This is a genomic window from Kitasatospora sp. SC0581 (assembly GCF_048159585.1).
GTDB lineage: Bacteria > Actinomycetota > Actinomycetes > Streptomycetales > Streptomycetaceae > Kitasatospora.
The window spans coordinates 84934-110278 of record NZ_JBLRWA010000019.1 but is presented as its reverse complement, the minus strand read 5'-3'; the positions used below and the strand labels follow the sequence as shown (position 1 = coordinate 110278).

At 74.7% G+C, this 25345-nt stretch carries 18 protein-coding genes; 3 read left to right on the top strand and 15 right to left on the bottom strand.

Translation table 11 applies throughout. The features are described 5' to 3' along the window. Nucleotides 1-71: 71 nt before the first annotated feature. The 6 genes from ACLWS4_RS25465 to ACLWS4_RS25440 all read right to left on the bottom strand — a co-directional run bounded on the left by ACLWS4_RS25465 (nucleotide 72) and on the right by ACLWS4_RS25440 (nucleotide 7267). Complete coding sequence (locus ACLWS4_RS25465; protein ID WP_234348313.1) at nucleotides 72-1853, bottom strand: cation acetate symporter; 1782 nt, start codon at nucleotides 1851-1853, stop codon at nucleotides 72-74. Beyond that, nucleotides 1850-2299: a DUF485 domain-containing protein gene (locus ACLWS4_RS25460; RefSeq protein ID WP_181970691.1), complete on the bottom strand. Its 450-nt coding sequence runs from the start codon at nucleotides 2297-2299 to the stop codon at nucleotides 1850-1852. The genes ACLWS4_RS25465 and ACLWS4_RS25460 overlap by 4 nt, the downstream gene beginning before the upstream one ends. A 320-nt stretch (nucleotides 2300-2619) precedes the next feature. Further along, on the bottom strand, nucleotides 2620-3312 hold the full coding sequence (locus ACLWS4_RS25455; protein ID WP_049650785.1) for a response regulator: 693 nt from the start codon (nucleotides 3310-3312) through the stop codon (nucleotides 2620-2622). After that, nucleotides 3309-4484 (bottom strand): sensor histidine kinase, encoded by a 1176-nt coding sequence (locus ACLWS4_RS25450; RefSeq protein ID WP_416875301.1) that lies wholly within the window; start codon nucleotides 4482-4484, stop codon nucleotides 3309-3311. The genes ACLWS4_RS25455 and ACLWS4_RS25450 overlap by 4 nt, the downstream gene beginning before the upstream one ends. Before the next feature lie 30 nt (nucleotides 4485-4514). Next, on the bottom strand, nucleotides 4515-5000 hold the full coding sequence (locus ACLWS4_RS25445; RefSeq protein ID WP_049650786.1) for a CcdC protein domain-containing protein: 486 nt from the start codon (nucleotides 4998-5000) through the stop codon (nucleotides 4515-4517). A 155-nt stretch (nucleotides 5001-5155) separates the two neighbouring features. Beyond that, nucleotides 5156-7267 (bottom strand): DNA gyrase/topoisomerase IV subunit B, encoded by a 2112-nt coding sequence (locus tag ACLWS4_RS25440; protein ID WP_049650787.1) that lies wholly within the window; start codon nucleotides 7265-7267, stop codon nucleotides 5156-5158. 538 nt (nucleotides 7268-7805) lie between these two features. Between ACLWS4_RS25440 and ACLWS4_RS25435 the strand changes: the two genes are divergently transcribed. After that, complete coding sequence (locus tag ACLWS4_RS25435) at nucleotides 7806-8039, top strand: DUF7455 domain-containing protein (protein WP_049650788.1); 234 nt, start codon at nucleotides 7806-7808, stop codon at nucleotides 8037-8039. A 292-nt stretch (nucleotides 8040-8331) separates the two neighbouring features. Here ACLWS4_RS25435 and ACLWS4_RS25430 read toward each other — a convergent pair whose 3' ends face one another. From ACLWS4_RS25430 to ACLWS4_RS25395, 8 genes are all read right to left on the bottom strand, one after another. Then, a complete protein-coding gene (locus ACLWS4_RS25430; protein ID WP_416875316.1) occupies nucleotides 8332-9156 on the bottom strand; it encodes a S1 family peptidase in 825 nt (274 codons plus the stop codon). A gap of 278 nt (nucleotides 9157-9434) precedes the next feature. After that, the gene (locus ACLWS4_RS25425) at nucleotides 9435-11087 is read right to left on the bottom strand and encodes an RNA polymerase sigma factor (RefSeq protein ID WP_074005670.1); all 1653 of its coding nucleotides are present in this window, start codon (nucleotides 11085-11087) and stop codon (nucleotides 9435-9437) included. Nucleotides 11088-11703: 616 nt separating this feature from the next. Next, a complete protein-coding gene (locus ACLWS4_RS25420; protein ID WP_049650790.1) occupies nucleotides 11704-12636 on the bottom strand; it encodes a FadR/GntR family transcriptional regulator in 933 nt (310 codons plus the stop codon). A gap of 189 nt (nucleotides 12637-12825) precedes the next feature. Next, nucleotides 12826-13731 carry a hypothetical protein gene (locus ACLWS4_RS25415; RefSeq protein ID WP_416875300.1) on the bottom strand — a complete coding sequence of 302 codons (906 nt, stop codon included), beginning with the start codon at nucleotides 13729-13731 and terminating at the stop codon, nucleotides 12826-12828. Nucleotides 13732-13734: 3 nt separating this feature from the next. Then, nucleotides 13735-15381 (bottom strand): ATP-binding cassette domain-containing protein, encoded by a 1647-nt coding sequence (locus tag ACLWS4_RS25410; RefSeq protein ID WP_416875299.1) that lies wholly within the window; start codon nucleotides 15379-15381, stop codon nucleotides 13735-13737. 328 nt (nucleotides 15382-15709) lie between these two features. After that, nucleotides 15710-15988: a hypothetical protein gene (locus ACLWS4_RS25405; RefSeq protein WP_416875298.1), complete on the bottom strand. Its 279-nt coding sequence runs from the start codon at nucleotides 15986-15988 to the stop codon at nucleotides 15710-15712. A 206-nt stretch (nucleotides 15989-16194) separates the two neighbouring features. Beyond that, the gene (locus tag ACLWS4_RS25400; RefSeq protein ID WP_049659772.1) at nucleotides 16195-16953 is read right to left on the bottom strand and encodes an NUDIX hydrolase; all 759 of its coding nucleotides are present in this window, start codon (nucleotides 16951-16953) and stop codon (nucleotides 16195-16197) included. Nucleotides 16954-17099: 146 nt separating this feature from the next. Next, entirely contained in the window at nucleotides 17100-19226 is a 2127-nt protein-coding gene (locus ACLWS4_RS25395) for a glycogen debranching N-terminal domain-containing protein (RefSeq protein WP_375876204.1), read from the bottom strand. Nucleotides 19227-19988: 762 nt separating this feature from the next. Here ACLWS4_RS25395 and ACLWS4_RS25390 point away from each other — a divergent pair. Next, on the top strand, nucleotides 19989-21302 hold the full coding sequence (locus tag ACLWS4_RS25390) for an alpha/beta fold hydrolase (protein ID WP_416875297.1): 1314 nt from the start codon (nucleotides 19989-19991) through the stop codon (nucleotides 21300-21302). A gap of 34 nt (nucleotides 21303-21336) precedes the next feature. Here ACLWS4_RS25390 and ACLWS4_RS25385 read toward each other — a convergent pair whose 3' ends face one another. After that, entirely contained in the window at nucleotides 21337-22905 is a 1569-nt protein-coding gene (locus ACLWS4_RS25385; protein ID WP_416875296.1) for a DUF4192 domain-containing protein, read from the bottom strand. A 229-nt stretch (nucleotides 22906-23134) separates the two neighbouring features. Here ACLWS4_RS25385 and ACLWS4_RS25380 point away from each other — a divergent pair, with 229 nt between their 5' ends. Continuing rightward, nucleotides 23135-25330 carry a RecQ family ATP-dependent DNA helicase gene (locus tag ACLWS4_RS25380; RefSeq protein ID WP_416875295.1) on the top strand — a complete coding sequence of 732 codons (2196 nt, stop codon included), beginning with the start codon at nucleotides 23135-23137 and terminating at the stop codon, nucleotides 25328-25330. Nucleotides 25331-25345: the final 15 nt, after the last annotated feature.

Genomic DNA, 25345 nt, shown 5'->3' with positions numbered 1-25345 from the left:
GCCGGACCGGGCCCGGACAGGGGGGAACCCCGGCGGCCCCAGGCCCGCCGGGGTTCCCCGGGCACGACGGCTCAGGCCGCGCCCGCACCGGTGAGAGCACGTACCTCCAGCTCGGCGAACCGGTCCGGGTCGGCGGGCTCGGACGAGGTGACCGTCCCGAGCCACCCGGCGAGGAAGCCGAGCGGGATGGAGACGAGGCCCGGGTTCTCCAGCGGGAACCAGTGGAAGTCGAGGCCGGGGAAGAGCGCCTCGTGGGAGCCGGACACCACCGGCGAGAAGAACACCAGCACGATCGCCGGGACCAGCCCGCCGTACACCGCCCAGACCGCGCCGCGTGCGGTGAACCGCGACCAGAACAGGCTGTACAGCAGCACCGGCAGGTTCGACGAGGCCGCGACGGCGAAGGCCAGGCCGACCAGGAAGGCGACGTTCAGCTGCTGGGCGAAGAGGCTGATCACGATCGCCGTCGCACCGATCCCGGCGGCGGCGAACCGGGCGACCACCACCTCCTGCTGCTCGCTGATCCCGGACACCGACTCCTCCGACCGGGAGGCCGGGACGGTCTCGCCCCGACGACGGCGGCCGCGACCGTTCTTCGCCTGCTCGCGGGCGGGCCGGGCGCGCCAGGCGCCGGCCCAGACGTCGTGGGCGAAGGCCGCCGAGGAGGCCAGGGTGAGCCCGGCGACCACGGCGAGGATGGTGGCGAAGGCGATCGCCGAGATCAGGGCGAACAGCACCACCCCGCCGGTGCTGCCGTTGCCGCCGCCGAGCACCAGGGCGAGCAGCGGAACGGCGGTGTTCCCGGCCGAGTTGGCGTGCCGCACCTCGGCCGAGCCGATCAGCGCGGTGGCGCCGAGGCCGAGCACGATGGCCATCAGGTAGAAGCTGCCGACCAGGCCGATCGCCCACATCGTGGAGCGGCGGGCGGCCCGCGCGGTGGGCACGGTGTAGAAGCGGGACAGGATGTGCGGCAGGCCCGCGGTGCCGAGCACCAGGGCGAGGCCGAGGCTGACGAAGTCCAGCCGGCTGGTGAGGCTGCCGCCGTACTTGAGCCCGGGCTCCAGGTAGCGGTGCCCGGCACCGCTGTGGTCGGCGGCCTGGCGCATCAGCTCGCCGAGGTCCCCGTGGAAGCGGACCACCAGCAGCACCGTCAGCAGCACCGAACCGCCGGTCAGCAGGAAGGCCTTGATGATCTGGATCCAGGTGGTGGCCCGCATCCCGCCGATGGTGACGTAGACGATCATCAGGGCGCCGACCGCGATGATGGTCCAGGTGCGGGCGTGCGGGCTGCCGGTGCCGAGCAGCAGGGCGACCAGCGAACCGGCGCCGACCATCTGGGCCACCAGGTAGAGCAGGGTGACCACGACGCTGGCGCCGCCGGCCGCGGCGCGCACCTTGCGGCGGCGCAGCCGCAGCGCGAGCACGTCGGCGAGGGTGTACCGGCCGGCGTTGCGGACGAGTTCGGCGACCAGCATCAGCACGACCAGCCAGGCGACCAGGAAGCCGATGCTGTAGAGCACGCCGTCGTAGCCGTAGAGCGCGATCAGCCCGGCGACGCCCAGGAAGGAGGCCGCGGAGAGGTAGTCGCCGGAGAGCGCGAAGCCGTTCTGCAGCGGGGTGAAGTCGCGGCCGCCGGCGAAGAAGTCCTCGGCGGCGTTGCCCTGGCGGCCGACCCAGAGGGTGACCCCCAGGGTGACCAGGACGACGACGGCGAACAGCGCGATGGCGAGCGAGTGGTGGTCGCCGGTGGGGGCGACCGGGGGCGGGGTGGCGGTCGACACCACGGTCCGCGCGGCGGTCCTCACGGCGGCCACGGCCGCGTCGGTGGGCACGGTGGCCATCAGGGTCGTCATCGCAGCTGGTCCTGGGTGTCCCAGCGCAGGCCCAGGGCGGCGCGGTCGCGCTTGGTCCGGGCGTTGCGGGCGTAGAGCCAGGCGAGCAGGAAGGTCGAGGCGAACTGCAGAAGTCCCAGCAGCCAGGCCACGTTGAGCGGGCCGGCCACCGCGCGGCGCATCAGGTCGGGGGCACCGGCCTGGGCGGCGACGTACAGCAGGTACCAGGCGAGGAAGCCGCCGGTGATGGGGAAGACGAAGGTCCGGTAGCTGCGGCGGATCTGCCGGAAGGCCGCGCTGGCCTGGACCTCCCGGTAGACCTCGGTCCGGTCGGCGACCGGTTCCTCGTCCCGTGGCGCGAGGGACCCGAGGGGTGCGTGCGGTGCGGCCGGGGCCGCTTGGTCGACGGGGGTGCTCTGGGCGAACGGCTCGACGGCGGGCCCGTGGATCGGTGCGCCGACGGCCACAGGCTCGCCGACTGCCTCTGCCGACCGGTCCGGACGGGTGTGCTCCGTACGGATGGGGCCCGACTGCGCCGGTACCGCCGACCGGCGGTGCGCAGCCGATGGCTCGGCGGGCTCAACGGGGGTGCCGGCGGCCGGAGCGGCCCACCAGTCGAATCGCTGCCCCTGGCCGGGGCTGCTCGTCTGCTGCTGTGGCACTGATGCTCCTGGACGGCCGGATGTTCTGACCCGAACCATGATGGCGGCCCTAGGACAACGCCTCTGACCATCGCAGATACGTTCACTCGATGAGGTGATCGATCATCCGACAGACACTCATCGGACTACTGCTGCGTCCCGGTGATTCCGTGTCGGAAGGCGTAGGCGACCGCCTGAGCCCGGTCCCGTACCGCGGTCTTGGCGAACAGATTGTTGATGTGGGTCTTCACGGTGGCCTGGCTGACGAACAGCCGTTGGGCGATCTCCGCGTTGGACAGCCCCTGGGCGATCAGCGCCAGCACCTCGGCCTCCCGGACGGTCAGCCCGTCGGGCAGCTCCCCCGGCCGGCCGACCGGCGGCCCGGCGGCCGGTCCGGAGCCGCCGGGCTGCTCCGAAAGCCTTTCCAGCAACCGGAGTTGGATCTGCGGGGAGAGCCCGGCGGCGCCCGAGCGGACGTCCGCGATGGCCCGGGCGATCTCCTCGCCGCCGGCGTCCTTGGTGAGGTAGCCGCGCGCCCCGGCCTGGAGCGCCGGGAACAGCGATTCGTCGTCGGCGTAGGTGGTGAGCACCACCACCTCGGTCTCCGGGTGCGCCGTGCGGATCCGCCTCGTCGCCTCGACGCCGTCGCAGCGCGGCATCCGCAGATCCATCAGCACCACGTCCGGGTGATGACGCTCCACCAGGGCGACGGCCTCCTCCCCGTCCCCCGCCGCACCGACCACCTCGATACCGGGCAGCAGCCCCAGCAGCATCACGATGCCCTCACGCACCACCGTCTGGTCGTCCGCGACCAGCACCCTGATCGCCGGTTCCGTCATGCCGGCACCCGCAGCAGCACGCGCCACCCTCCGTCCTCCGGGCCCGCCAGCAGCGTGCCGCCGAGCAGTTCCGCGCGTTCGCGCATCCCCAGCAGACCGTACCCGCTGCCGCTGGCCGCCAGCTCCCCCGACGCCGGCTCGGCCGCGGACGGGCCGCGCGGCGGCCGGGTGTTGCGCACCTCCAGCTCCACCGCGCCGTCCAGGTAGCGCAGTTCGACGGCGCAGCGGGCGCCGGAGGCGTGCTTGCGGACGTTGGTCACCGCCTCCTGCGCGGTGCGCCGCACCGCGAGGGCGGCCTCGGCGGCGAGCGGCCGGGGCGTGCCGGTGACGGTGAGGGCGGCCCGCTCCCGTCCGGTCAGCTCCACCAGGAACTCCCCGACCGGGGTGAACTCCCCGCGCAGCGCGGACAGCGCCTGCCGGGTCTCGGCCAGCCCGTCCTGCGCCATCCGCCGGGCGGCGACGACCCGTTCGCGGACCTGCTCGCGGTCCGTCCCGGCGTCCAGCATCAGCCGGGCCGCCTCCAGGTGGACGAGCTGCGCGGAGAGGCTGTGGGCGAGCACGTCGTGGATCTCCCGGGCGATCCTGGCCCGTTCGGCGAGCGCCGCGCTCTCCGCCTCGGCGGCCCGGGCGGCCCGCTCCTGGGCGAGCAGCAGGCGGGCGGTGCCGCGCGCCTCGATGTCCAGCCGCAACAGGAAGCCGACCAGGACGGACCCTCCGATGGTGGCGGCGATGCTGAGCCAGCTCGCCGGGGAGGCCGCAGTGTACGAGCCCAGCGCGACCGCCGCGGCGCACAGCGCGGGCGCGGGCGGCAACCGGATCAGGGCCGTCACGGCCAGCCCGATCCAGAGGAAGTCGGCCAGCGTGTAGGCCAGCCCCTGGTTGGCGAGCCAGCCCGCGCCGACCAGGGCGGCGGCCAGCAGGTACGAGGCCGCCGGGCGCTGCTCCCGGGAGGCCCGCAGGTACCCCGCGCTGAGGGCGAAGGCCGCGGCCAGCCCGGCCGCCGCGGCGGCCGCGGCCCAGCCGGCGTACCGGCCGCCGGAGAAGGTCCCCCAGCCGACGACGACCACCAGGACGGTCCGGCCGAACACGGTGAGGACCCGCCGCGGCCGGCTCTCGTCCTCACGGCCGATCCCTTCCCGGGACGGCCAGCGGGTCCAGTACCACCCGGCCACGGGGGCCTCCTCGATGCTCACGGCGGCGGGTCAGCGCAGTCCGGCGGCGGTCCGCGCGGGCTCCAGCGTGCGGGCCCTCCAGTTCACCACGACGGAGCGGACCAGCAGCAGGACCGCCATGCCCAGCAGCAGCGTGCTGCCCGCCTGGTGGACGTGCAGGGCCGAGCCGACCGCGTACAGGCCGATCCGGATGGCGATCATCCCGCACCAGGCGGCCACGGTGGCCTTGGTGCCCTTGACCAGGACGCCGCCGTCGGGAGCCCGCCAGATCCGTACGGTCCAGCCCCAGACCGTGCCCATCGCGAGCACGGCGACGAGGCCGGCGACCAGCAGCGTGGCGGAGACCGCGGTGTGCTGGTGGTCGACGAGTTGCGGGTCGCGCAGCGCGAGCGCGCCCAGGACCAGCGGCAGCAGCCAGAACCGGCGCTCGGTGTCCAGCCGCTGGACGCGCATCTGGCGCTGGACCACCAGGACCACCACCGCGATGACCACGAGGATGTTGGCGATGGAACTCATCGGATTCTCCGTCCCGAGGAGAGGCTTCTTGCTGACCTCTCCGACGCTACGGATCCGGCGCTTCCCGCTGATCGGAGCCGGGGTGGAGCACGGGTGGAACCGGCGGCTCGAGGGCCCTCCACCCGTGGGTGGAGGGCCCTCGCGTCCGGCCGGGATCAGGCGTCGATGCGGGAGCGGTCCAGGGTGGCCGCCGAGTCCACGATGAACTCCTTGCGCGGGGCGACGTCGTTGCCCATCAGCAGGTCGAAGATCCGCTCGGCCTGCTCCAGGTCGCCCAGGTTGATCCGGCGCAGCGTGCGGTGGCGCGGGTCCATGGTGGTCTCGGCCAGCTGGTCGGCGTCCATCTCGCCGAGGCCCTTGTAGCGCTGCACCGGCTCCTTCCAGCGCTGGTTCTTGCGCTGGAACTCCAGCAGCGTGGAGCGCAGTTCGGCGTCGGAGTAGGTGTAGTGGTACTTCTCCTGGCCGCGCTTGGGGCTGGTGAGCTCGATCCGGTGCAGCGGCGGCACGGCGGCGAAGACCCGGCCCTGCTCGACCATCGGCCGCATGTAGCGGTGGAACAGGGTGAGCAGCAGGGTGCGGATGTGCGAGCCGTCGACGTCGGCGTCGGCCATGAAGATGACCCGGCCGTAGCGGGCCTGGTCGATGTCGAAGGTGCGGCCGGAGCCGGCCCCTATCACCTGGATGATCGCGGCGCACTCGGCGTTCTTGAGCATGTCGCTCACGGACGCCTTCTGCACGTTGAGGATCTTGCCGCGGATCGGCAGCAGCGCCTGGAACTCGGAGTTGCGGGCGAGCTTGGCGGTGCCGAGCGCGGAGTCCCCCTCGACGATGAACAGTTCGCTGCGGTCGACGTCGTCGCTGCGGCAGTCGGCCAGCTTGGCGGGCAGCGAGCTGGTCTCCAGCGCGGTCTTGCGGCGCTGGGCCTCCTTGTGCTGCCGGGCGGCGACCCGGGTGCGGGCGGCCGCGACGACCTTGTCCAGCACGGCCCGGGCCTGGAGCTTCTGGTCCTTCTTGGCCGAGGTGAGGAAGGCCTTGAGCTCCTTGGCGACGACGGCGGCGACGATCCGGTTGGCCGCCGAGGTGCCCAGCACCTCCTTGGTCTGGCCCTCGAACTGCGGCTCGGCGAGCCGGACGGTGACGACGGCGGTGAGGCCCTCGGTGGCGTCGTCCTTGGTGATGTCGTCCTCGGCGACGCGCAGCAGCTTGCTCGCGCGCAGCGCCTCGTTGACCGTCTTGGCCAGCGAGCGCTCGAAGCCGGTGATGTGGGTGCCGCCCTTGGGGGTGGCGATGATGTTGACGAAGGAGCGCAGGGTGGTGTCGTAGCCGGCGCCCCAGCGCAGCGCGATGTCCACGCCGAGGTGGCGGGTGACCTCGGTGGGGGTCATGTGGCCGAGGTCGTCCAGGACCGGCACGGTCTCCTTGAAGGTGCCCTCGCCGCGCAGCCGCAGCACGTCGCAGACCGGCTTGTCGGGGGCCAGGAACTCGCAGAACTCGGCGATGCCGCCGTCGTAGCGGAAGACCGTCTCGTCGATCTGCTCGCTCTCGGTGAGCCGCTCGTCACGCACCACGATGGTCAGGCCGGGGACCAGGAAGGCGGTCTGCCGGGCGCGGCTGTGCAGCGTCTCCAGGGAGAGCTTGGCGTCCTTGAGGAAGATCTGCCGGTCGGCCCAGTAGCGGATCCGGGTGCCGGTGCGGGTCTTCGGCACCTTGCGGGTCCTGGTCAGGCCGTTGCCGGCCTCGAAGGGCGCGTCCGGGCTGGTCTCGGTGAAGATGCCGGGGGTGCCGCGGCGGAAGCTGATCGCGTGGGTGTGCCCGCTGCGGTCGACCTCGACGTCGAGGCGGGCGGAGAGCGCGTTGACGACCGAGGCGCCGACGCCGTGCAGACCGCCGGAGGCCGCGTAGGAGCCGCCGCCGAACTTGCCGCCGGCGTGCAGCTTGGTCATCACGACCTCGACGCCGGACAGCCCGGTCTTGGGCTCGACGTCGACCGGGATGCCGCGCCCGTTGTCCCGGACCTCGACCGAGGAGTCGGGGTGCAGCACGACGTCGATGCGGTCGCAGTAGCCGCCGAGCGCCTCGTCGACGGAGTTGTCGATGATCTCCCAGAGGCAGTGCATCAGACCGCGGCTGTCGGTCGAGCCGATGTACATGCCGGGGCGCTTGCGGACCGCCTCCAGGCCCTCCAGGACGAGCAGGTGCCGCGCGGTGTAGTTGGAACCGTCGTCGCCGGCCAGCAGCGCGGACGGCACGGTCGTTTCGGCACTCACGCGGCACTCTCCTCGGTGAAGATCTGTCTCATCGGTCACATCCGGACGCATCCGGACCAAACGCCAGTGCAGCACGCCGCACCGACACCCGTCGCCCTGCGTGCCCGAACCCGTGCGCCGGGTGCACAGCACGACGGACCGGCCCCGCGCAGCTTGTACGCGCTGCGCGAACAAGCACCGCACCCGGGTGTGGGCCCCGGGGGCGCCATCTCCTCCCGGTACCACCGGTCCTGGCGGATCGTGGGGCCCGGCGCAGGCTCCGGAACTGCCGTTATGCAGGCTACCGGGGCCCGGGACGGGGCTTATGCTCCAACCCGGCAGAGGATTATGCTACGCGGACCTCGCACCCGATCCCGATCGGGCGTTCGAGCGAAGGGCGGATCCCGGAATCCGGCACGCATGAACCACCGGCGCCCGGGGCACGTCCTCATCAACACAGCAGAATCCTCAGAGAAGAAAAGCCACGAGCGGGAACGTTTTCGGCCTGGTTGGATGTTGACCCTGGTACGACAGCTCGTCGAGCTAGAGAAGAGGCGACGTGACTACTGTTCTGACCCCTGCGAGCCCGCTCACCGCGGCTGACCGCTGCGACCGCTGCGGCGCCCAGGCCTACCTGCGCGTCGTACTCGCCAGCGGCGGAGAGCTGCTCTTCTGCGCCCACCACGGCCGGAAGTTCGAGCCCGAGCTCAAGAAGATCGCCGTGGAGATACAGGACGAGAGCGGCCGTCTCACCACCGCGACCACCGTGACGGCCACCGACGACGAGCGCTGATACAGGGCGCCACCAACAGCAGCCGGCCTCGAGCTGTGTCCGGTCGCGCGACCGGTGAGCCGGGCGACGGACCCCTTCGGGGGCCGGTCGCCCGGCTCTGCTGTACCCCGGGCCGCCCTCCCGGGCCCGGCCGTTGCCCCGAGCCGTGGCCCCGGCGGCGTCCGACGCGGCGTCAGAACCCGGTGCCGGCACGTGACCGGCCGCTCACCCGCCGCGACGACCGCGGCACCGGAGGCGCCTCGTCCGCGGCTGCCACCGGCGTTCGCGGGCGTTCACCGGTGGTCGCGGGTGGTCACAGCACCGAGCGCACCGCGTCCGCGACCGAGGACACCCTGGTGTAGACGCCCGGGTGGGCCGCCTCGGCGCAGCCCGTCCCCCAGGAGACCAGGCCCACCAGCCGGCCGTCGACGATCATCGGGCCGCCGCTGTCGCCCTGGCAGGCGTCCTTGCCGCCCCTCTCCTCGCCCGCGCAGACCATGCCCCGGGCGTCGAACCTCCCGTCCTGCCCGCCCGGATAGGCCTGCGCACAGACCTGGTCCGGCACGACCGGCACGGACACCCCGCGCAGCACGGGCGAGTAGTCGCCCCGCCCCGTGGTGTCACCCCAGCCGTACACCTGGGTCGTGGTCCCGGCCGCGTACGGTTCGGTCTCGCCCTGGCCGACCAGCTCGACCACCGGCAGGGCGCCCTGGGACTCCGCGAGGGTGAGCACCGCGACGTCGTTCATGTTGGCGGCGAAGGAGTAGTCGGGGTGGATCCAGACCGACCGCACCGCCACCTCCCGGCCGGACGTGCCGCGCATGTCGTCCCGGCCGACGATCACCTTCAGGCCCGGCCGGTCCACCCGGCCCCTGGCCTCGTCGTAGAAGCAGTGCGCGGCCGTCACCACCTTGGTCGGGGTGACCAGCGCACCCCCGCAGAACTGGCCGGAACGGCCGCTGCCGAACTGCTGGCGGCTGGACAGCGCCACGATCCACGGGTGGTCCGCGGTGCTCACCGCGCTGCCGCCGACCACCCGGCGCTGCGCCTCGGCCGGCGCCGCGGTGCCGAGGGCGACCAGCGGAACGGGAACGGCGGCGAGCAGCGCCAGCACGGCGGCCCTGCGGCGGCGGCCCACCCGGTCGGCGGCCGGGTCGGCGGGGTCCGCCGGGAACGGGGCGGGCGTCGGCAGGTCTGTGCGGTCCGGCTCGGTCGGCACCGTGACTCCAGGAGGCTCGGAAGCGGGCAACCGGCACAGCGTAGGTGACCGGCTACACGGTGCGACCGCTTCCCGCCGCGCCGCCACCCGGACGAGGGACAACCACCACCCGTACGCTGACACGCCCGGGCCCGGACAGCCGCGAAGGCCCGGAGCCGTGCGGCTCCGGGCCTTCGCGTGGAACGACTGCCGTCGAATCAGTCCAGGTAGTCGCGCAGCACCTGGGAGCGCGACGGGTGGCGCAGCTTCGACATGGTCTTCGACTCGATCTGGCGGATGCGCTCACGGGTGACCCCGTACACCTTGCCGATCTCGTCCAGCGTCTTCGGCTGGCCGTCGGTCAGGCCGAAGCGCATCGAGACCACGCCCGCCTCGCGCTCGGACAGGGTGTCCAGCACCGAGTGCAGCTGCTCCTGGAGCAGGGTGAAGGAGACCGCGTCGGCCGGGACGACCGCCTCGGAGTCCTCGATCAGGTCACCGAACTCGCTGTCGCCGTCCTCGCCCAGCGGGGTGTGCAGCGAGATCGGCTCACGGCCGTACTTCTGGACCTCGATGACCTTCTCGGGGGTCATGTCGAGTTCCTTGGCCAGCTCCTCCGGGGTGGGCTCGCGGCCCAGGTCCTGGAGCATCTGGCGCTGGACGCGGGCCAGCTTGTTGATGACCTCGACCATGTGCACCGGGATACGGATGGTGCGGGCCTGGTCGGCCATGGCGCGGGTGATCGCCTGGCGGATCCACCAGGTGGCGTAGGTCGAGAACTTGTAGCCCTTGGTGTAGTCGAACTTCTCGACCGCACGGATCAGACCGAGGTTGCCCTCCTGGATCAGGTCCAGGAAGAGCATGCCGCGACCGGTGTAGCGCTTGGCCAGCGAGACCACGAGGCGGAGGTTGGCCTCCAGCAGGTGGTTCTTGGCCCGGCGGCCGTCCTCGGCGATGATCTCCAGCTCGCGCTTGAGCTTCGGGGCGAGCTTGTCGGCGGCCGAGAGCTTGTCCTCGGCGAACAGGCCGGCCTCGATGCGCTTGGCGAGCTCGACCTCCTGCTCGGCGTTGAGCAGCGGGACCTTGCCGATCTGCTTCAGGTAGTCCTTGACCGGGTCGGCGGTGGCACCGGCGACGGCGACCTGCTGGGCCGGCGCGTCGTCCTCGTCGTCGTCGGAGAGGACGAAGCCCTCCGACTCCTCCTCCGGAGCGGTGCCCTCGGCCTCGGTCTTGTCGCCGGGCAGCGCGACGTCCTCGAGCAGCTCCTCCTCGCCGAGCAGCTCCTCGTCGCCCTTGGCGGTCTTGCCGGCGGCGGTCTTCTTGGCGGCGGTCTTCTTGGCCGGCGCGGCGGTCTTCTTGGCCGCGGCCTTCTTGGCCGGCGCGGCCTTCTTCGCGGGAGCCGCCTTCAGCTCGGAGCCGACCGCGGTCCTCCCCTCGGCGGTGATCTCGGCGGAGACGGTGGGAGCCGGGGCCGTGGCGGCCGCGACGGCCGGCGCCGCGACGGGAGCGCCGGGGGCGATCCGCACGGGCGGCTTGGTCGGGGCCGACGAGGCGGCCGGGGTCCGGGTGGTGACAGCCTTGGTGGCGGTGCGCTTGGTGGGGCTCTTGGCAGCAACGCTCTTGCGCTTGGCGCCGGCCGGTTCGGCCGCGCTGACCATGAGGTCCACCCCCTCCTCAATCAGCACCTGGTTGAGGCTGCGCATGACGTTCTTCCACTTGGTGACCGGGATCTGGTCCGCCTCGAACGCCTGGCGCACGTCGTCACCGGCGATCTGCCCCTGGGCCTTGCCCCGCTCGATGAGCGCCAGCAGAGCCGCGGACTCGGCGATCTCGGGGGGAAGCGAACGGGATGTGCTGGCCGACACGAACAACCTCTCGGACGATGAGTGGATCTCGAACCCGTACCGGCCGCCCGAGCGGGCGGGGAAGGAGATCGCGCGTCGGACGCGCGGTGTCGATTCCGACCGACTCGGGCTTGAGGACTGGGTTTGCAGGACGGCAGCAGCGCCGCGGACCAACACAGCATTCTGACATGTTGGAGTATTCCGGAGCTGCTTCCGCTCAGGACACATCGCTGCTACTCGTCAAGTGTTACGCATGGCCTTCGTGTCGCGGGTCACACCGACCCGGCGCCCGCAACCCGGGGCCGCTTCCATCATCGCGCACTCGCGGGGTGAACTGTTGTCATGGACAAGCCGCGAAATGGGCTCGCCTTTCGCCGGCCCGCTCTCCCGGGCCCGGCGACCCCTCCCGGGCGCGGCCGGCTCGCCCGGCTTCTCCCCGGCTCCCCGGCTCTCCCGGCTCCGGCTTCCCCCGGCTTCCCCGTTCTTCTCCCGCCCCCGGCGTTCCCCACGTTCTCCCGGCTCCGGTCGACCCGAGGGGTGACGGCATGCGGAGGCCCCCCGGCTGCGCCGCACGATGCGACCGGAGGGCCCTGGCGGAGCGGACCGCCGCCAGCCGGCGCCTCCGCTCGTGGAAACAGCCCGTTCAGTGCTCCCTGGGCGCGGGGACGGACGGCTCGACCTCGGGATGGACGGTGAGCAGCGCCCGCATCGCGACCTCGCCCGCGGTGCCGTCGCCGGCGCCCAGCGCGTCCACCAGCCGGGCGTGCAGGCCGACCGAGGACTCGGAGGGCCGCTCGCAGGAGATCGCCGGGCCGCCCGAGACCTGCAGCGCGCAGGCGACGATCCCGGACAGGTGCTCCAGCATCCGGTTGCCGGCCATCTGGAGGATCAGGCCGTGCAGCTCGGCGTCGGCCCGGGTGTACGTGGAGAGGTCGGCCTGGGAGGCGGCGTGGCCCATGATCTCGACCAGCTCGACCAGGCGCTGCTGGACGTCCTCCCGGCCGTGGCCGGCGGCGAGCCGGGCTGCCAGCGGCTCGATCGCCCAGCGGAGCTCGAACAGCTCCCGGCGCTGCTCGTCCCGCTGCGGACCGAAGGCGCGCCACTCGATGATGTCCGGGTCCAGCAGGTTCCAGTCGCCGACCGGACGGACCCGGGTGCCGACGTTCGGCCGGGCGCTGACCAGGCCCTTGGCCTCCAGCACGCGCAGCGACTCGCGGACGACGGTCCGGGAGACCTCGAACCGCTGGCCGATCTCCTCGGGCACCAGCGGACGGTCGGCACCGAGATCGCCGGAGACGATCATCTGGCCGAGCTGCTGGACCAGCTGGCCGTGCAGACCGCGACCGCGGCTGCTGGTGGTCTTGCGGCCGACCCGACCGATGTCGGACTCGGCGCCCTCCCAGCGGGGCGCCGGCGGGGTCGGCCGGTCGGCGTACGAGAAGCGGTCCAGGTCGCCGGGACCGTGGATGGGCCCATCGGCGGAACGGGCGGGGGTCATGGTGGGGTGCGCAAGGGTACTCACGCCTCCTTTGTCGGCGATCCGCAGGCGTGGCTTGAGAATTCTCGTGAAAAGCACACGAAAGGGTGATCGACCGTGACTGGATAATTGACTTCTTATCAGGAAGAACCGCGCATTACGGTCACTGCTGGTCGATCTTGGTAGCCACGGGCAGGACCGCACCCCGGGGGCTTCCGCGGGACCGGACAGGGCCGCCCATGGGTGCGGCGCCGTGCGGGATGCCCTGCGCGATGCGCAGCCACGGGCCTACAGGGCGCGGCGGCGGGCCTGGACCAGCAGGGCGGCGAGCAACAGGAGCCCCGCGGGGGCCGCGACCACGGCGAGCAGCGCCGGATCGGTCAGGGCCGCGCTCCCGGCCACCGCCTCGTGCGCACCGCCGTACACCCAGCCGTAGGCCCACTCGATCCCGGACTGGAACGGCAGCAGCTCGGCCGCCCGGGTCGGCCACGGCCTGCCGGTGTGACGCAGCAGCAGGGCGACGCCGGACTCCAGCAGCGGCGGCAGTGCGCACAGCAACAGCACCCCGGCCGCGGCGCTGCGGGTCAGCGAGGCCGTCAGCACCCCGGTCCAGGCCGCCACCACGGTGAGCAGGACGAAGGCCAGCAGGGCGGCGGGCACCCCGTGACCGGCCGTCAGGCCGAGCGGGGAGAACACGCCCGGCAGGTCGGACAGTCCGGACAGCCCGGCGCCGGTCACCGCCGCGGACACCCGGTCCGACAGCGCGGCCGGGTCCGCCCAGGCCGCCACGGTGACGCCGTCCGGCAACGCGAGGTGCACGGCCAGCGTGTCGAGCAGCAGGGTGGTCAGCGCCAGCAGGGCCGCCACCGGCCCGATCACCAGCAGCTTGGCCAGCAGCAGTCGCACCCGGCGCGGGTACGACACCTGCGAGGCCGGCAGCCCCGGGTGGCGCACCTCGTGCCCGTACGAGAGCGCGCCCAGCACCCCGGCGCCGAGCGCCGCGAAGGGCAGCGGGACCAACGGGACGGCGGCGGTCAGCAGCCGCACCCCGGCCGGGGCGGCCAGTGGACCGTCCGGGGCCTGGTCCGCCAGGACGGCGGCCACGACGGCGTCGCCGAGCAGCACGGCGGCGAGCAGCAGCCAGGTGGAACGCAGGCCGCGCAGGCGGCGCAGCTCGTAGGCCAGGACACGCACGGTTCACTCGCTCCGGTGGTCGTCGGGGGTGGCAGGGGCGGGGGCTGCGGGGATCGCGGGGGCCGTGGGGGCGGCGGGGGGCTGGGCGGTGGAGACCCGGACGGCGCTCGTGCCCGAGACGGGGCGACGGAGGCGGACGGTGTCGTCGGTGAGCAGGTCGTCGGCGCTCAACCGGCGGCCCGGCGGCCGGACCCGGGCGGGCGGCTGCGGCAGGGCCGGGGCCGGGTCGTCGCGGAAGAGCCGGTCGACGGCGACGGTGGGCGCGGGGGCGGGCTTGGCGGGGGCGTCGGACCCGGCCTCCGTGGTCGGCTCCGGCCGACGGCCGACGGGCCCGGGGCGGCGGCCCGCCGAACCGAGGACGGGGAGCGCGGCGGCAGGGAGCGCGGCGGCGATTGCCACGGCGGGCAGGGCGCGGGTGGGCAGGGAGCCGTCCTCCCGGCGGCGGGGGGCGTTGTGCTTCGGGGCGGTGGCGGCACGGGGGACGGAGGCGGTGGCTCCGGGGGTAATGGCTTCGGGGACGGAGGCTTCGGGGGCGAAGACGGTGGCCGGCTCGGCCGGAGTCGTCACGGCTCCGACCGGGGTGGGCTCGGCGGCCGGCTCGGGGATCCGCTCGGCGGCCGACTGCGGGCCTGGCTCCGACTTCGGTTCCGGGCTCGGTGCCGGGTCCGGTTCCGGGTTCGGTTGCTCGGCCGACTCCGGGCTCGGCCCCGCCCCGGGTTCCGGGTGGAGGCGGAGGTGGCCGGAGCGGCCCGAGCCGACCGGCAGGACGACCCGCGGCGCCGGCTGCTCGACCACCCGGTCCGCCAACTCGTGCAACAGGATCCCGTGACGGTAGGCGAGTTCGCCGATCTCGGTGCGGTCGATGCCGGCCACCGCAAGGCCCACGCTGCCGTCCCGTCGGACGTCCGCGCCCTGGCTGACCAGCAGGTCCGCCAGCCGCGCCATCTGCGGCCCCCGGACGGCCACTTCGGGGCTGAGCCTGGACCGCCGGAACTCCGCGACCGGCTGGTCGGCCACCAGTCGGCCGCGGTCCAGGGTGACCACCCGGTCCGCGAGCTGCGAGGCCTCCTGCGGCGTGCGGGTGGTCACCAGGACCGTTCCGCCGGCGGCCCCGAAGGAGCGCAGGAAGGAGTGGAACCACTCGACGTTGCGCGGTGACAGGCCGTCGGCGGGCCCGTCCAGCAGCAGCGCGCCGGGGTCGCCGAGCAGGGCGGCGGCCAGGGCCAGGCGGCGGTGCATGCCGGGCGAGAAGGTGCGCAGCCGCTGCCCGGCGACGGCGGCCAGCCGGGTCTGCTCCAGCAGTTCGTCGGCCCGCCGGGCCGGGACGCCGACGGCCGCGGCGAGCATCCGCAGGTGGCTGCGCGCCTTGCGGCCCGGATGTCCGGCCACCGCGGCCTCCCCGGTGCCGGGCAGCAGCACCCCCACCTCGCGCTCGGGGTGGCGCAGCCGATGGTAGCGGCGGCCGTCGAAGAGCGTGACGCCTTGGCCGCGTTCGAGTTCGAGCATCAGCCGCAGGGCGGTGGACTTGCCCGCCCCCTCGGCGCCGAGCAGCGCGGTCACCGTGCCGGGCCGGGCGTCGAAGGTCAGGTCGAGCACTGCAGGCGGAGCGCCCTTGCGGTAGACCTTGGTCAGTCCGGTGATCTGGATCATCGCTGGCTGCTCCCGTGCCCTCGGCCGAGCTGTTCGACGCGGAGCACCCCTGACGGGCGGGCATGCACCCGCGCGGCTCCGCGCCAGCACATTAGGGGGCGGCGACGGCTATTCCGGGCATTACGGGAACGGCACGGGCCCACCGGCTGCCCACCTCACCCGATCAGGGGACAATCCGATCCTGCGATTCACGGTCGACCGGTCCGTTCCGGGTCCCGGCAGAGTCGGTTGCTTCGGCGGCTCCGGTGGCTTCGGTGGTGCCGGTGATGTCGGCGGCTCCGGTGGTGCCGGACGGGCGGGGCTCCGTGTCCGATGAGGGGTGCGGCTCCTACAGGGAAGGCCAGGGCGGTGGCGGGAGCTGCTCACCGCCGCACTCCGCGTGGAAGTCGTCGACAGCGGCCTGGCCCTCGACCACGATCTCGCCCAACCGCTCCCGCTCGGCGGCCAGCCGTTCCTCGACGGCGGCGATCGCCTCGGGCGCCGCGTGCTCGGCCTGCAGCTCGGCCAGTTCCTTCTCCGTTGCGGTGGTGGTCCTGTCCAGGCTCCGGTAGTCCGCCGCCAGCCCCTCGATGAGGATTCGCTGGTTGGCGCAGTCCTTGATGGCCATCGCGGGACTCCCTGGGCCGGAGGCCTCCGGCCCGGGCGGTCGGAGCGTCCACCGACACTCTGCGCCGACGCCCCCGGGTCCGCAGCCAGGCCAGGCCATTCGGCTGCCCGGTACCGCAGAACGGCGGGTCGGTACCGGGTCCGGGCGGACCGGGCACAGGGCCTGGCGGAGGGCTGGGGCAGGACCGGGCACAGGGCCCGAGGGGGTCAGGACTCCGGGCGGAGCATGGGCGGGTTGAGGACGGTCGCACCGCCGGCGGTGAACAGCTGGGCCGGACGGCCGCCCTGACGGGTCGTCGTGCCGCCTGAGGGCAGCAGGAAGCCGGGGGTGCCGGTGACCTTGCGGTGGAAGTTCCGCGGGTCCAGCACCACGCCCCAGACCGCCTCGTAGACCCGGCGCAGCTCGCCGACGGTGAACTCGGTCGGGCAGAAGGCGGTGGCGAGGGAGGAGTACTCGATCTTGGAGCGGGCGCGTTCCACACCGTCGGCGAGGATCAGGCCGTGGTCGAAGGCGAGCGGGACGCCGTCGGCCGGGTTCTCCCCGAGGAGTTCGCCGACCGGGGCCCAGCGGGCGCCGCTGGCGTCGCCGCCGGCCCGGGGCGTCGGCAGGTCGGGGGCGAGCACCAGGTAGGCGACGCTGACCACGCGCATCCGGGGGTCGCGCTGCGGGTGGCCGTAGGTGGCGAGCTGCTCGAGGTGGGCGCCGGCCGCGCCGGGGCCGACCGCGTCCTGGCCGGGGGCGGTGTGCGCGCGCAGGCCGGTCTCCTCGGCCAGCTCACGGGAGGCGGCCTCGGCCAGGCCCTCGTCCGGGCGGACGAAGCCGCCGGGCAGCGCCCAGTACCCCTGGAACGGCGGCTCGCCTCGTCTGACCAGCAGGGCGCAGAGCGAGTGGTCGCGCACCGTCAGCACCACGAGGTCAACCGTGACAGCGAACGGGGGGAAGGCCGACGGATCGTAGCGCGACATGGCGACGATCATAGTCGTCTCTCTGACGATAAGCACAGGCCCGTGCGTGGCCGCTCCTGGCCGGTGGCCCCCGCCCGACCCGGCGCGGTTCGTGTACGGGCCGTGCCGGGCCGGGAGCGGACGGGCGGTGGCGGGCGGCGGCGGGCTCAGCGGGCGACGAGTTGCAGGTCCTCGGACGCCTCCTCCACCATCGCCACGCCGATCCGGCTCACCCGGACGGAGAAGGGCTCGCCCGCCACCCGCAGACCGGTCAGCTCCAGCTCGCCGAGCGGTGCGGTGCTGGCCGGGCGGACCAGCACCCGGCCGCCCGGGACGTCGGGCCGGACCCCGGCGAGGGCGAACACCGCGTGCACGGCACCGGCCGCGGAGACCGCCGCCGGGCGGCAGGCGGCCGGGTGCGGCACCGGCGGGCAGCCGGGGGTGCGCTGCTCCCCCGCGTACATCTCCGGCAGGCGCCCCTCGAAGTGGGCGCTCGCGGCGAGCAGGCCCTCCAGCAGGGTGCCGGCCTCGTTCTCGTGACCGGCCTCGGCCAGGCCGGCGACCGCCAGCGCCGTCTCGTGGACCCGCACCGCGCCGCCGCGGTGGCCCAGCGGGTTGAAGCGGAGGGACTTGGCGCTCAGGGTGCGCAGGCCCCAGCCGCTGTCCAGCTCCGGCGCGACCAGGCGCTGGGCGAGCAGCCGGGTCTGCTCGCGGTCCAGCAGGCTCTCGTGCCGGCCGCCGTCGACGGCGAGCCCGGTGTCCAGCAGGTGCACCAGGGAAGAGGCGACGGCGGGCAGCGGCTGGCCGCCCGGGGCCAGCCCGGCCGCGGGGCGGCCACCGGAGAGGTCGTCGACCCAGAACCGCTCGCGGAAGCGCCGACGCAGCGCGGCGGCCCAGCCGCGCCAGTCCTCGGCGCCCGGTCGGCCGAAGGCCTCCAGCAGCTCGGCCCCGTGCAGGGCGGCGCGGTGGGCCTGTGCCTGGACCTCGGCGCGGGCGGCGACCGGGTGGGCGGAGCGCTCCTCTGCCGGGCGGCTCAGGTCGGTGACGAAGCCGTCGACCAGACCCTCCCGCAGGGCGGCCAGGGCCCGCTCGGCGGTCGGCAGCAGCTCGGCGACCTCCGCCGGGGGCAGGCCCCAGCGCCAGGCCTCGGCCAGCACGGTGACGAACAGCAGGGTGGCCTCGGTGGCCGTGCAGGTGGGTGGCAGCTCGGGACCGCCGTGGCGCAGGGCGCCGGGCAGCAGGCCCTCGGTGCGGCCCGGGGCGGGGGCGAGCTGCTGGCGGCGGGCCAGCGCCCGGAGGGTGCCGGCCGCCAGCCGGGTGCCGAGCGGCAGGGTCAGGCGGGCGGCCCAGAGCGCGTCGGCCGGGGCGAGGCCGAAGCGCCAGGGCGCTCCGGAGGCCGGGTAGAGGTCGGTCGGGCGGTCCGGGTCGGCGAACAGCAGCCCGCCGAGGGCGTCCAGCGAGCGGGAGACCAGTGGGGCGGCCCGGGTGTCGTCGCTGCGGACCTCCGGCTCGGACCAGGGCAGTGGTGCGCCGGTGCCGCGGCCACCCGGCGGGCGCGGGCCGCCGGCGGCGGTCTCCAGCTCGGTGTGCAGCTCGACCGACCAGCGGGCGCCCGGCTGGACCTCCAGGTCCCAGCGGAGCACGCCGGCGCCGGCCAGGACGGCGTGCGGGGAGGGCTGGGCGCTGACCACGGCGCTGTGCACCGGGCCCGTCCAGCGCAGTCCCGCGGACTGCACCTGCCCCGGCAGGTCGGGCTGGCGGTGCCCGGCCGCGATCTCGGCGACCGGGCCGAGGTCGGTGCCGAGGGCTATCTCCAGTGGCAGCCGGGCGGGCCGGGGACCGGTGTTGCGCACGACCACGGTCTCCACGCCGTCCGCGTGCCGCAGCCGCTCGACGGTGAGTGCCGGATCCGGGTCGAGGTCGCCGGGGATGCGGACGGCGCCGAGGAAGCGGGCCTGGGCGGTGCTGGTCAGGGTGCCCTGGAGCGGCAGCGGCTCCATGCCGCCCAGCCGCAGCTCCATCCGGGCGAGCACCCGGACGCCGTTGCGGTAGAAGCCGTGCAGGCCGTGGCCGCGCAGCTGGCCGTCGGGGCCGGAGGCGGCCATCGCCGGGGCGTTGACGCAGATCACCGCGTGGTGGACGGCGGGCGGCTGCGGCCGCGGCGGGGCCGCGGCTCGGCCCGGGCCGAGCGGTGCGCCCGCGGGCCCGGCTGCCGGGGCTTGGTCGTGGCGGCCCACCGGCCTGGGCGGCGCGCCGACCACGCTTTCGGCCGGCATGGCCTGTGGTGGCCTCATGGCGGTCACCGGACTCTCCTCCCCTCGGCGGTCCGGTGGCCGGGTCAGGCCGGTGGGCCGCGAGCATGCTCGATCGCGTGCTGATGATGCCGGGCCGACGGGGCCGTCCCGTCGGCGGGTGTGCCGTTTCTGGCCGTACCCGGTGACGGGTCGTGCCATGCGGTGCTCGGTACCGGGCCGGTACCGGCGCGCCGCGCCTTCGTTCCCGGGGCCCCTCGCCGTGGCCCGGCACGCCGTCAGGTCCGGCGGCCCGGTCGGCCGGTGACGCCCTTCCCCCGCGGCCCGCACCCGCCGTGACGCTCGGCCCCCTGGTGGCCACCGGTCATGGTGCCGCACGCGGCCGCCGACGGCTGCCGGTGTCCGGGCGCTCTGGTCCGCACCGCCCGGTGATCGGCCCGCCCGAACTGGGCGGAGACCCCCGGAGTGAACGCCGCGCACCGCCACCAGGTCACGCCCCGCCGCTGCGCCGCTGGTCGGGACGGTTCTGCCGGGCGGCCATACAGCTTCCGTCGGAACGTCACCGGGACCTCGGCGCGGGCGCGTCACCGTCCGCGATCCGGGGCCGGCACTCGTCTTGCGGGCCGCCGTCGGGCCCACTCGGGGCGGTCGTCGGCCTGGGTCGGCCGACCGGCCGGACGGACAGGGCGGTCGAACCGGTGCTCGACCGCCGCCAGGATACGGTGCGGGGGTCGCGGCCCCCGCACCCGGTGACCCCGTGAACCGCGACGCCATCGCTGTGACCAGCAGAGACCGAGGAGTTGCATGTCCACCATCAGCCGGCTGCCCGGGATTGTCACGACCGACCACGTGTTCCAGCTGCCGCTCGACCACGCCGCCCCGCAGGGCGAGCAGATCGAGGTGTACGCCCGCGAGGTGGTCGCCGCAGGCCGCGAGCGGGCCGACCTGCCCTGGCTGGTCTACCTCCAGGGCGGGCCGGGCGGAAAGGCTGCCCGGCCGCTCGGCCGGGACTCCTGGCTGGAGCGCGCCCTGGACGACTACCGGGTGCTCCTGCTCGACCAGCGCGGCACCGGGCGGTCCACCCCCGCGACCCGGCAGACCCTCGCCCGGCGCGGTGGTCCGCAGGAGCAGGCGGACTACCTGGCCCACTTCCGCGCGGACTCGATCGTCCGGGACGCCGAGCTGATCCGCGAGCGGCTGCTCGGCGCCGACCGGCGCTGGAGCGTGCTGGGCCAGAGCTTCGGCGGCTTCTGCACCCTCACCTACCTCTCCATCGCCCCCGAGGGCCTGACCGAGGCCTTCATCACCGGTGGCCTCTCCGGTCTCGGCAGCTCGGCCGACGACGTCTACCGCGCCGCCTACCCGCGGGTGGTCGGCAAGAACGAGGGCCACTACGCCCGGTTCCCGCAGGACGTCCAGGCGGTGCGCCGGATCGCGGCCCACCTCGCCGACTCCCCCGCGACCCTGCCGGACGGCGGGCTGCTCACCATCGAGGCGTTCCAGGCGCTCGGCATGCTGCTCGGCGGCGGCAACGGCTCCGGCACGCTGCACTACCTGCTGGAGGAGGCCTGGGTGGAGGGCGCGGCCGGGGCCGAGCTCTCCGACACCTTCCTCGCCGGCGCCCAGGCCCAGCTCTCCTTCGCGGGCGGCCCGCTCTACGCGGTGCTGCACGAGTCGATCTACGGCCAGCGGTCGGTGGACCAGGGCGGCACCGCCTGGGCGGCCGAGCGGGTCCGCAAGGAGTTCCCGCAGTTCGACGCCCGGGCCGCGCTGGAGTCCGACGCGCCGGTGCTGTTCACCGGGGAGATGATCTACCCCTGGATGTTCGACACCGACCCGGCGCTGCGCCCGCTGAAGGAGACCGCGGAGCTGCTCGCCGCCCGCACCGACTGGCCCGACCTGTACGACCGGGTGCGGCTGGCCACCAACACCGTGCCGGTCGTGGCGGCCGTGTACCACGACGACATGTACGTGGACACCGCCGACTCGCTGGAGACCGCCCGCGCGGTGCGCGGCCTGCGGACCTGGATCACCAACGAGTGGGAGCACGACGGCCTTCGGATGAGCGGCGGCACGGTGCTGGACCGCCTGATCAAGATGGCGCACGGCGAGGCGTAGCGGCCCTCGGGCCGGCGCCGCGGCGCGGAGCGGCTCAGTGCGCACGGTGGCCTCCTCCCGCCGCCCGCCGGACGCCCCGGCAGCGGTGGTGGCCGGTCCGGGCGGCGGCGGGCACGCAGGCCGCCGCCCGGCCGAGCCGCAGGCCCCGGGCGAACCGCTCCCCGGCCACCCTGGCGTGCCCGGGCGCCACGGCCCGTCCGGGCGCCGACAGCAGGGCGACCGCCCCGGCACCACCGCCGTCCGGCTCCGGGCCTCCCGGGCCGTCCGGGGCGCCCTGACCCGGATCCGTCGGTACCGACGCCGTGGACGAGCCCTTCCGGCGACCGCCACGCCGGTGCCGCCGCGCGCCAGCCGACCGCCCGGGCCGCTCACCGGGGGCCTCGCCGGCGCCCGGGGCGGCGGGCCCGGGACCCGCGTCGTCGCGGAGGGGCGCCCCCTGGGCGGGCGGCGGCGCCTCGGCGTTCGGCGCTCCGCCCGCCGGAGGCCGCGGTTCCTCGCCCGGGGCCGTGGCGTCCCCGGGCTCCTCGCGCCGCCGGCGCTGGGCCTCGACGGCGGCCAGCAGCCCCTGGGGCGTCATGCCGTCGTTGAGCGACTCGTAGACCAGCTCGGCCAGCAGGTAGCCCGGGGCGAGCCGCAGGACGTGCCCGAGCACGACCCGGGCCGTCGCCGTGTCCCCGGCGACCCAGGACGTCCAGGCCAGCAGGGTGAGCGGGGCCACCGCACAGCCCTCGTACGGCGGCACGGCCCGCCGGGCGAGGAAGCGCCAGAGCCGCTCGGCCGGGGCCAGCTCGTCGGGCCTGGCGTACTCGACGCCGCGGTCCCGCACCAGGCGGTCCCGCAGGGCGAGCAGCAGCTGGGCCGTCCGGTCCGCGTCGAGTTCCCTGGCTCCGGCCCGGAACTCGGCGAAGGCCTGGTCGAGCAGGGCGAGGCGCTGCTCCCTGGCGAGGGCGTCCACGGCCTCGGCCCGGGCGAGCGCCTCGCGCTGGGCGGCGTCCGCCGGCGGACCGACCGGGTCCAGCCCGCCAATGATGGCCTTGCGGCTGCCGCGCGGCACCAGGCCGGCCACCGTCGCGGCGGCGGCCGCCGGACCGGGCTCCGGGCTGCGCCGCACCGGATTGCCCGCCGCGTCGCAGCACCCGTCGCCGCGGCAGAGGAAGGACCACCAGCGGCCGTCCGAGACGCACAGCGCCTCCTTGACGGCCACGCCCCGGCGCCCGAAGGCCGCCCGGAGGGCCTCCGCCAGCGGCCGCAGCCCGTCCACCACCGGCGGGGCGTGGGCCGTACCGCGGTCCTGGCAGAGGTAGAGGAGCACCTGGAGCGGCCGGGCGCCGTGCCGCTCGGAGAGGGCGACCAGCAGGGCGGCCGTCTCCTCCGCCGCGGCCGGCCACTGCGCGGGCGACCGCGGCAGGTCCGCCCGGATCACCCCGCCCTGGTGCAGGCCGGGGCCGTGGAGCCCCACCGCGACGATGCTGTCGTCGGGGTAGAAGCCCAGGAAGTACGGAAGCAGCTCGGCCATGTCGGCCGGGCCGCGCATGACGACCTGCCGGTGGTCGGAGGCCGGTCCGAGGGACAGAATGACGTGTTCGTTGTTCATCGCGTTCATGGCCGCAAGAGTGGACGCAATCCGCGAACGATGTCGGAACCGACTTTTTTCCTGTGGATAACTCCGCCCCCGAATTTTCCCTCACTCATTCGGAGCAGGCGACACTCCCTCCCGCGAGTGGATTTTGACCGCCGTTCAGCGGATCAGCGGATGAAATACATCCCGCCTTCCCCCGTCTCCGCTCCCCGGCATTCGTCGCTTGTCGGCGGTACGGGGTTACATGGACGCCATGCAGCAGCCCGACATCCACACCACCGCCACCGCCGACCGCGCCGAGGTCCGGGCGCGGGCCGAGGCCGTCCTGCGCGAGCTCGCCGGCCCCGGAGCCACCCTGCGCGAGGACCAGTGGACGGCCATCGAGGCCCTCGTGGTCGACCACCGCCGCGCCCTGGTCGTCCAGCGCACCGGCTGGGGGAAGTCCGCCGTCTACTTCATCGCCACCGCCCTGCTCCGGGCCCGCGGCGCCGGGCCGACGGTGATCGTCTCGCCGCTGCTCGCCCTGATGCGCAACCAGGTCGAGTCGGCCGGCCGGGCCAGCATCCACGCCCGCACGATCAACTCGGCCAACACCGACGAGTGGACCGCGATCCAGGAGGAGGTCGCCGACGGGAAGGTCGACATCCTGCTGGTCAGCCCCGAGCGGCTGAACAACCCGGACTTCCGCGACCAGGTGCTGCCCGAGCTCGCCGCCTCCACCGGCCTGCTCGTGGTCGACGAGGCCCACTGCATCTCGGACTGGGGGCACGACTTCCGCCCCGACTACCGCCGGCTGCGCACCATGCTCGCGGACCTGCCGCCCGGCGTCCCGGTGCTGGCCACCACCGCCACCGCCAACGCCCGGGTCACCGCGGACGTCGCCGAGCAGCTCGGCACCGGCACCACCGACGAGCACGCCCTGGTGCTGCGCGGGCCGCTCGACCGGGAGAGCCTCACCCTGGGCGTGCTCTCCCTGCCCGACCCGGCGCACCGCCTCGCCTGGCTGGCCGACCACCTCGACCGGCTCCCCGGCTCGGGCATCGTCTACACCCTGACGGTGGCCGCCGCCGAGGAGGTGACGGCCTTCCTGCGCGAGCGCGGCTTCCCGGTGGCCTCCTACTCCGGCCGCACCGAGGACGCCGAGCGCCGCACCGCCGAGGCCGACCTGCTGGCCAACCGGGTCAAGGCGCTGGTCGCCACCTCCGCGCTCGGCATGGGCTTCGACAAGCCCGACCTCGGCTTCGTGGTGCACCTCGGCTCGCCCAGCTCGCCGATCGCCTACTACCAGCAGGTCGGCCGGGCCGGGCGCGGAGTGGACCGGGCCGAGGTGCTGCTGCTGCCCGGGCGTGAGGACGAGGCGATCTGGCGCTACTTCGCCTCGCTGGCCTTCCCCCCGGAGGATCAGGTGCGCCGCACCATCGACGCGCTGGCCGAGGCCGGCCGGCCGCTCTCCACCGCCGCCCTGGAGCCCCGGGTGGACCTGCGCCGGGCCCGGCTGGAGACCATGCTCAAGGTGCTCGACGTGGACGGCGCCGTCCGCCGGGTCAAGGGCGGCTGGACGGCCACCGGCCAGAGCTGGGAGTACGACACCGCCCGCTACGCCAAGGTCGCCGCCTCCCGGGAGGCGGAGCAGCGGGCGATGCGCGACTATGCGGCGGGGACCGGCTGCCGGATGGAGTTCCTGCGCCGCCAGCTGGACGACGAGGAGGCCGCGCCGTGCGGCCGGTGCGACAACTGCGCGGGGCCGCTGCACACCCCGGACGTCTCCGCCGAGGCGCTGGCCGCCGCCCGGGCCGCGCTCGGCCGCCCGGGCGTGAGCTTCGAGCCCCGACGGCTCTGGCCGACCGGGATGGACGCGCTCGGGGTGCCGCTCAAGGGCCGGATCCCGGCGGGCGAGCAGGCGGAGACCGGCCGTGCGCTCGGCCGGCTGTCCGACATCGGCTGGGGCAACCGGCTGCGCACCCTGCTCGCCGAGCAGGCGCCGGACGTGCCGGTACCCGGCGAGGCGGTGGACGCCCTGGTGGCGGTGCTCGCCGACTGGGCCCGCGGTCCGGGCGGTTGGGCCGGGCCCGCGACCACGGAGGGAGCCCGGCTGGACCGGCCGGTCGGAGTGGTGACGATGGCCTCCTCGGCCAGGCCCCGGCTGGTCGGCAGCCTGGGCGCGCGGATCGCCGAGATCGGGCGACTGCCGCTGCTCGGCCGGATCGAGTACGCCGGCGGGCTGCCCCCGCACGGCGCCCGCAGCAACAGCGCCCAGCGGCTGCACTCGCTGGCCGGCGCGCTGGTCCTGCCACCGGAGGTCGAGCAGGCGGTGGCGGCCGCCGGTGGGCCGGTGCTGCTGGTGGACGACCTCGTCGACTCGGGGTGGACGGTCACCGTGGCCGCCCGGCTGCTGCGCCGGGCGGGGGCGAGCGCGGTGCTGCCGCTGGTGCTGGCCGTGCAGGGGTGACCCAACGCCGGAAAA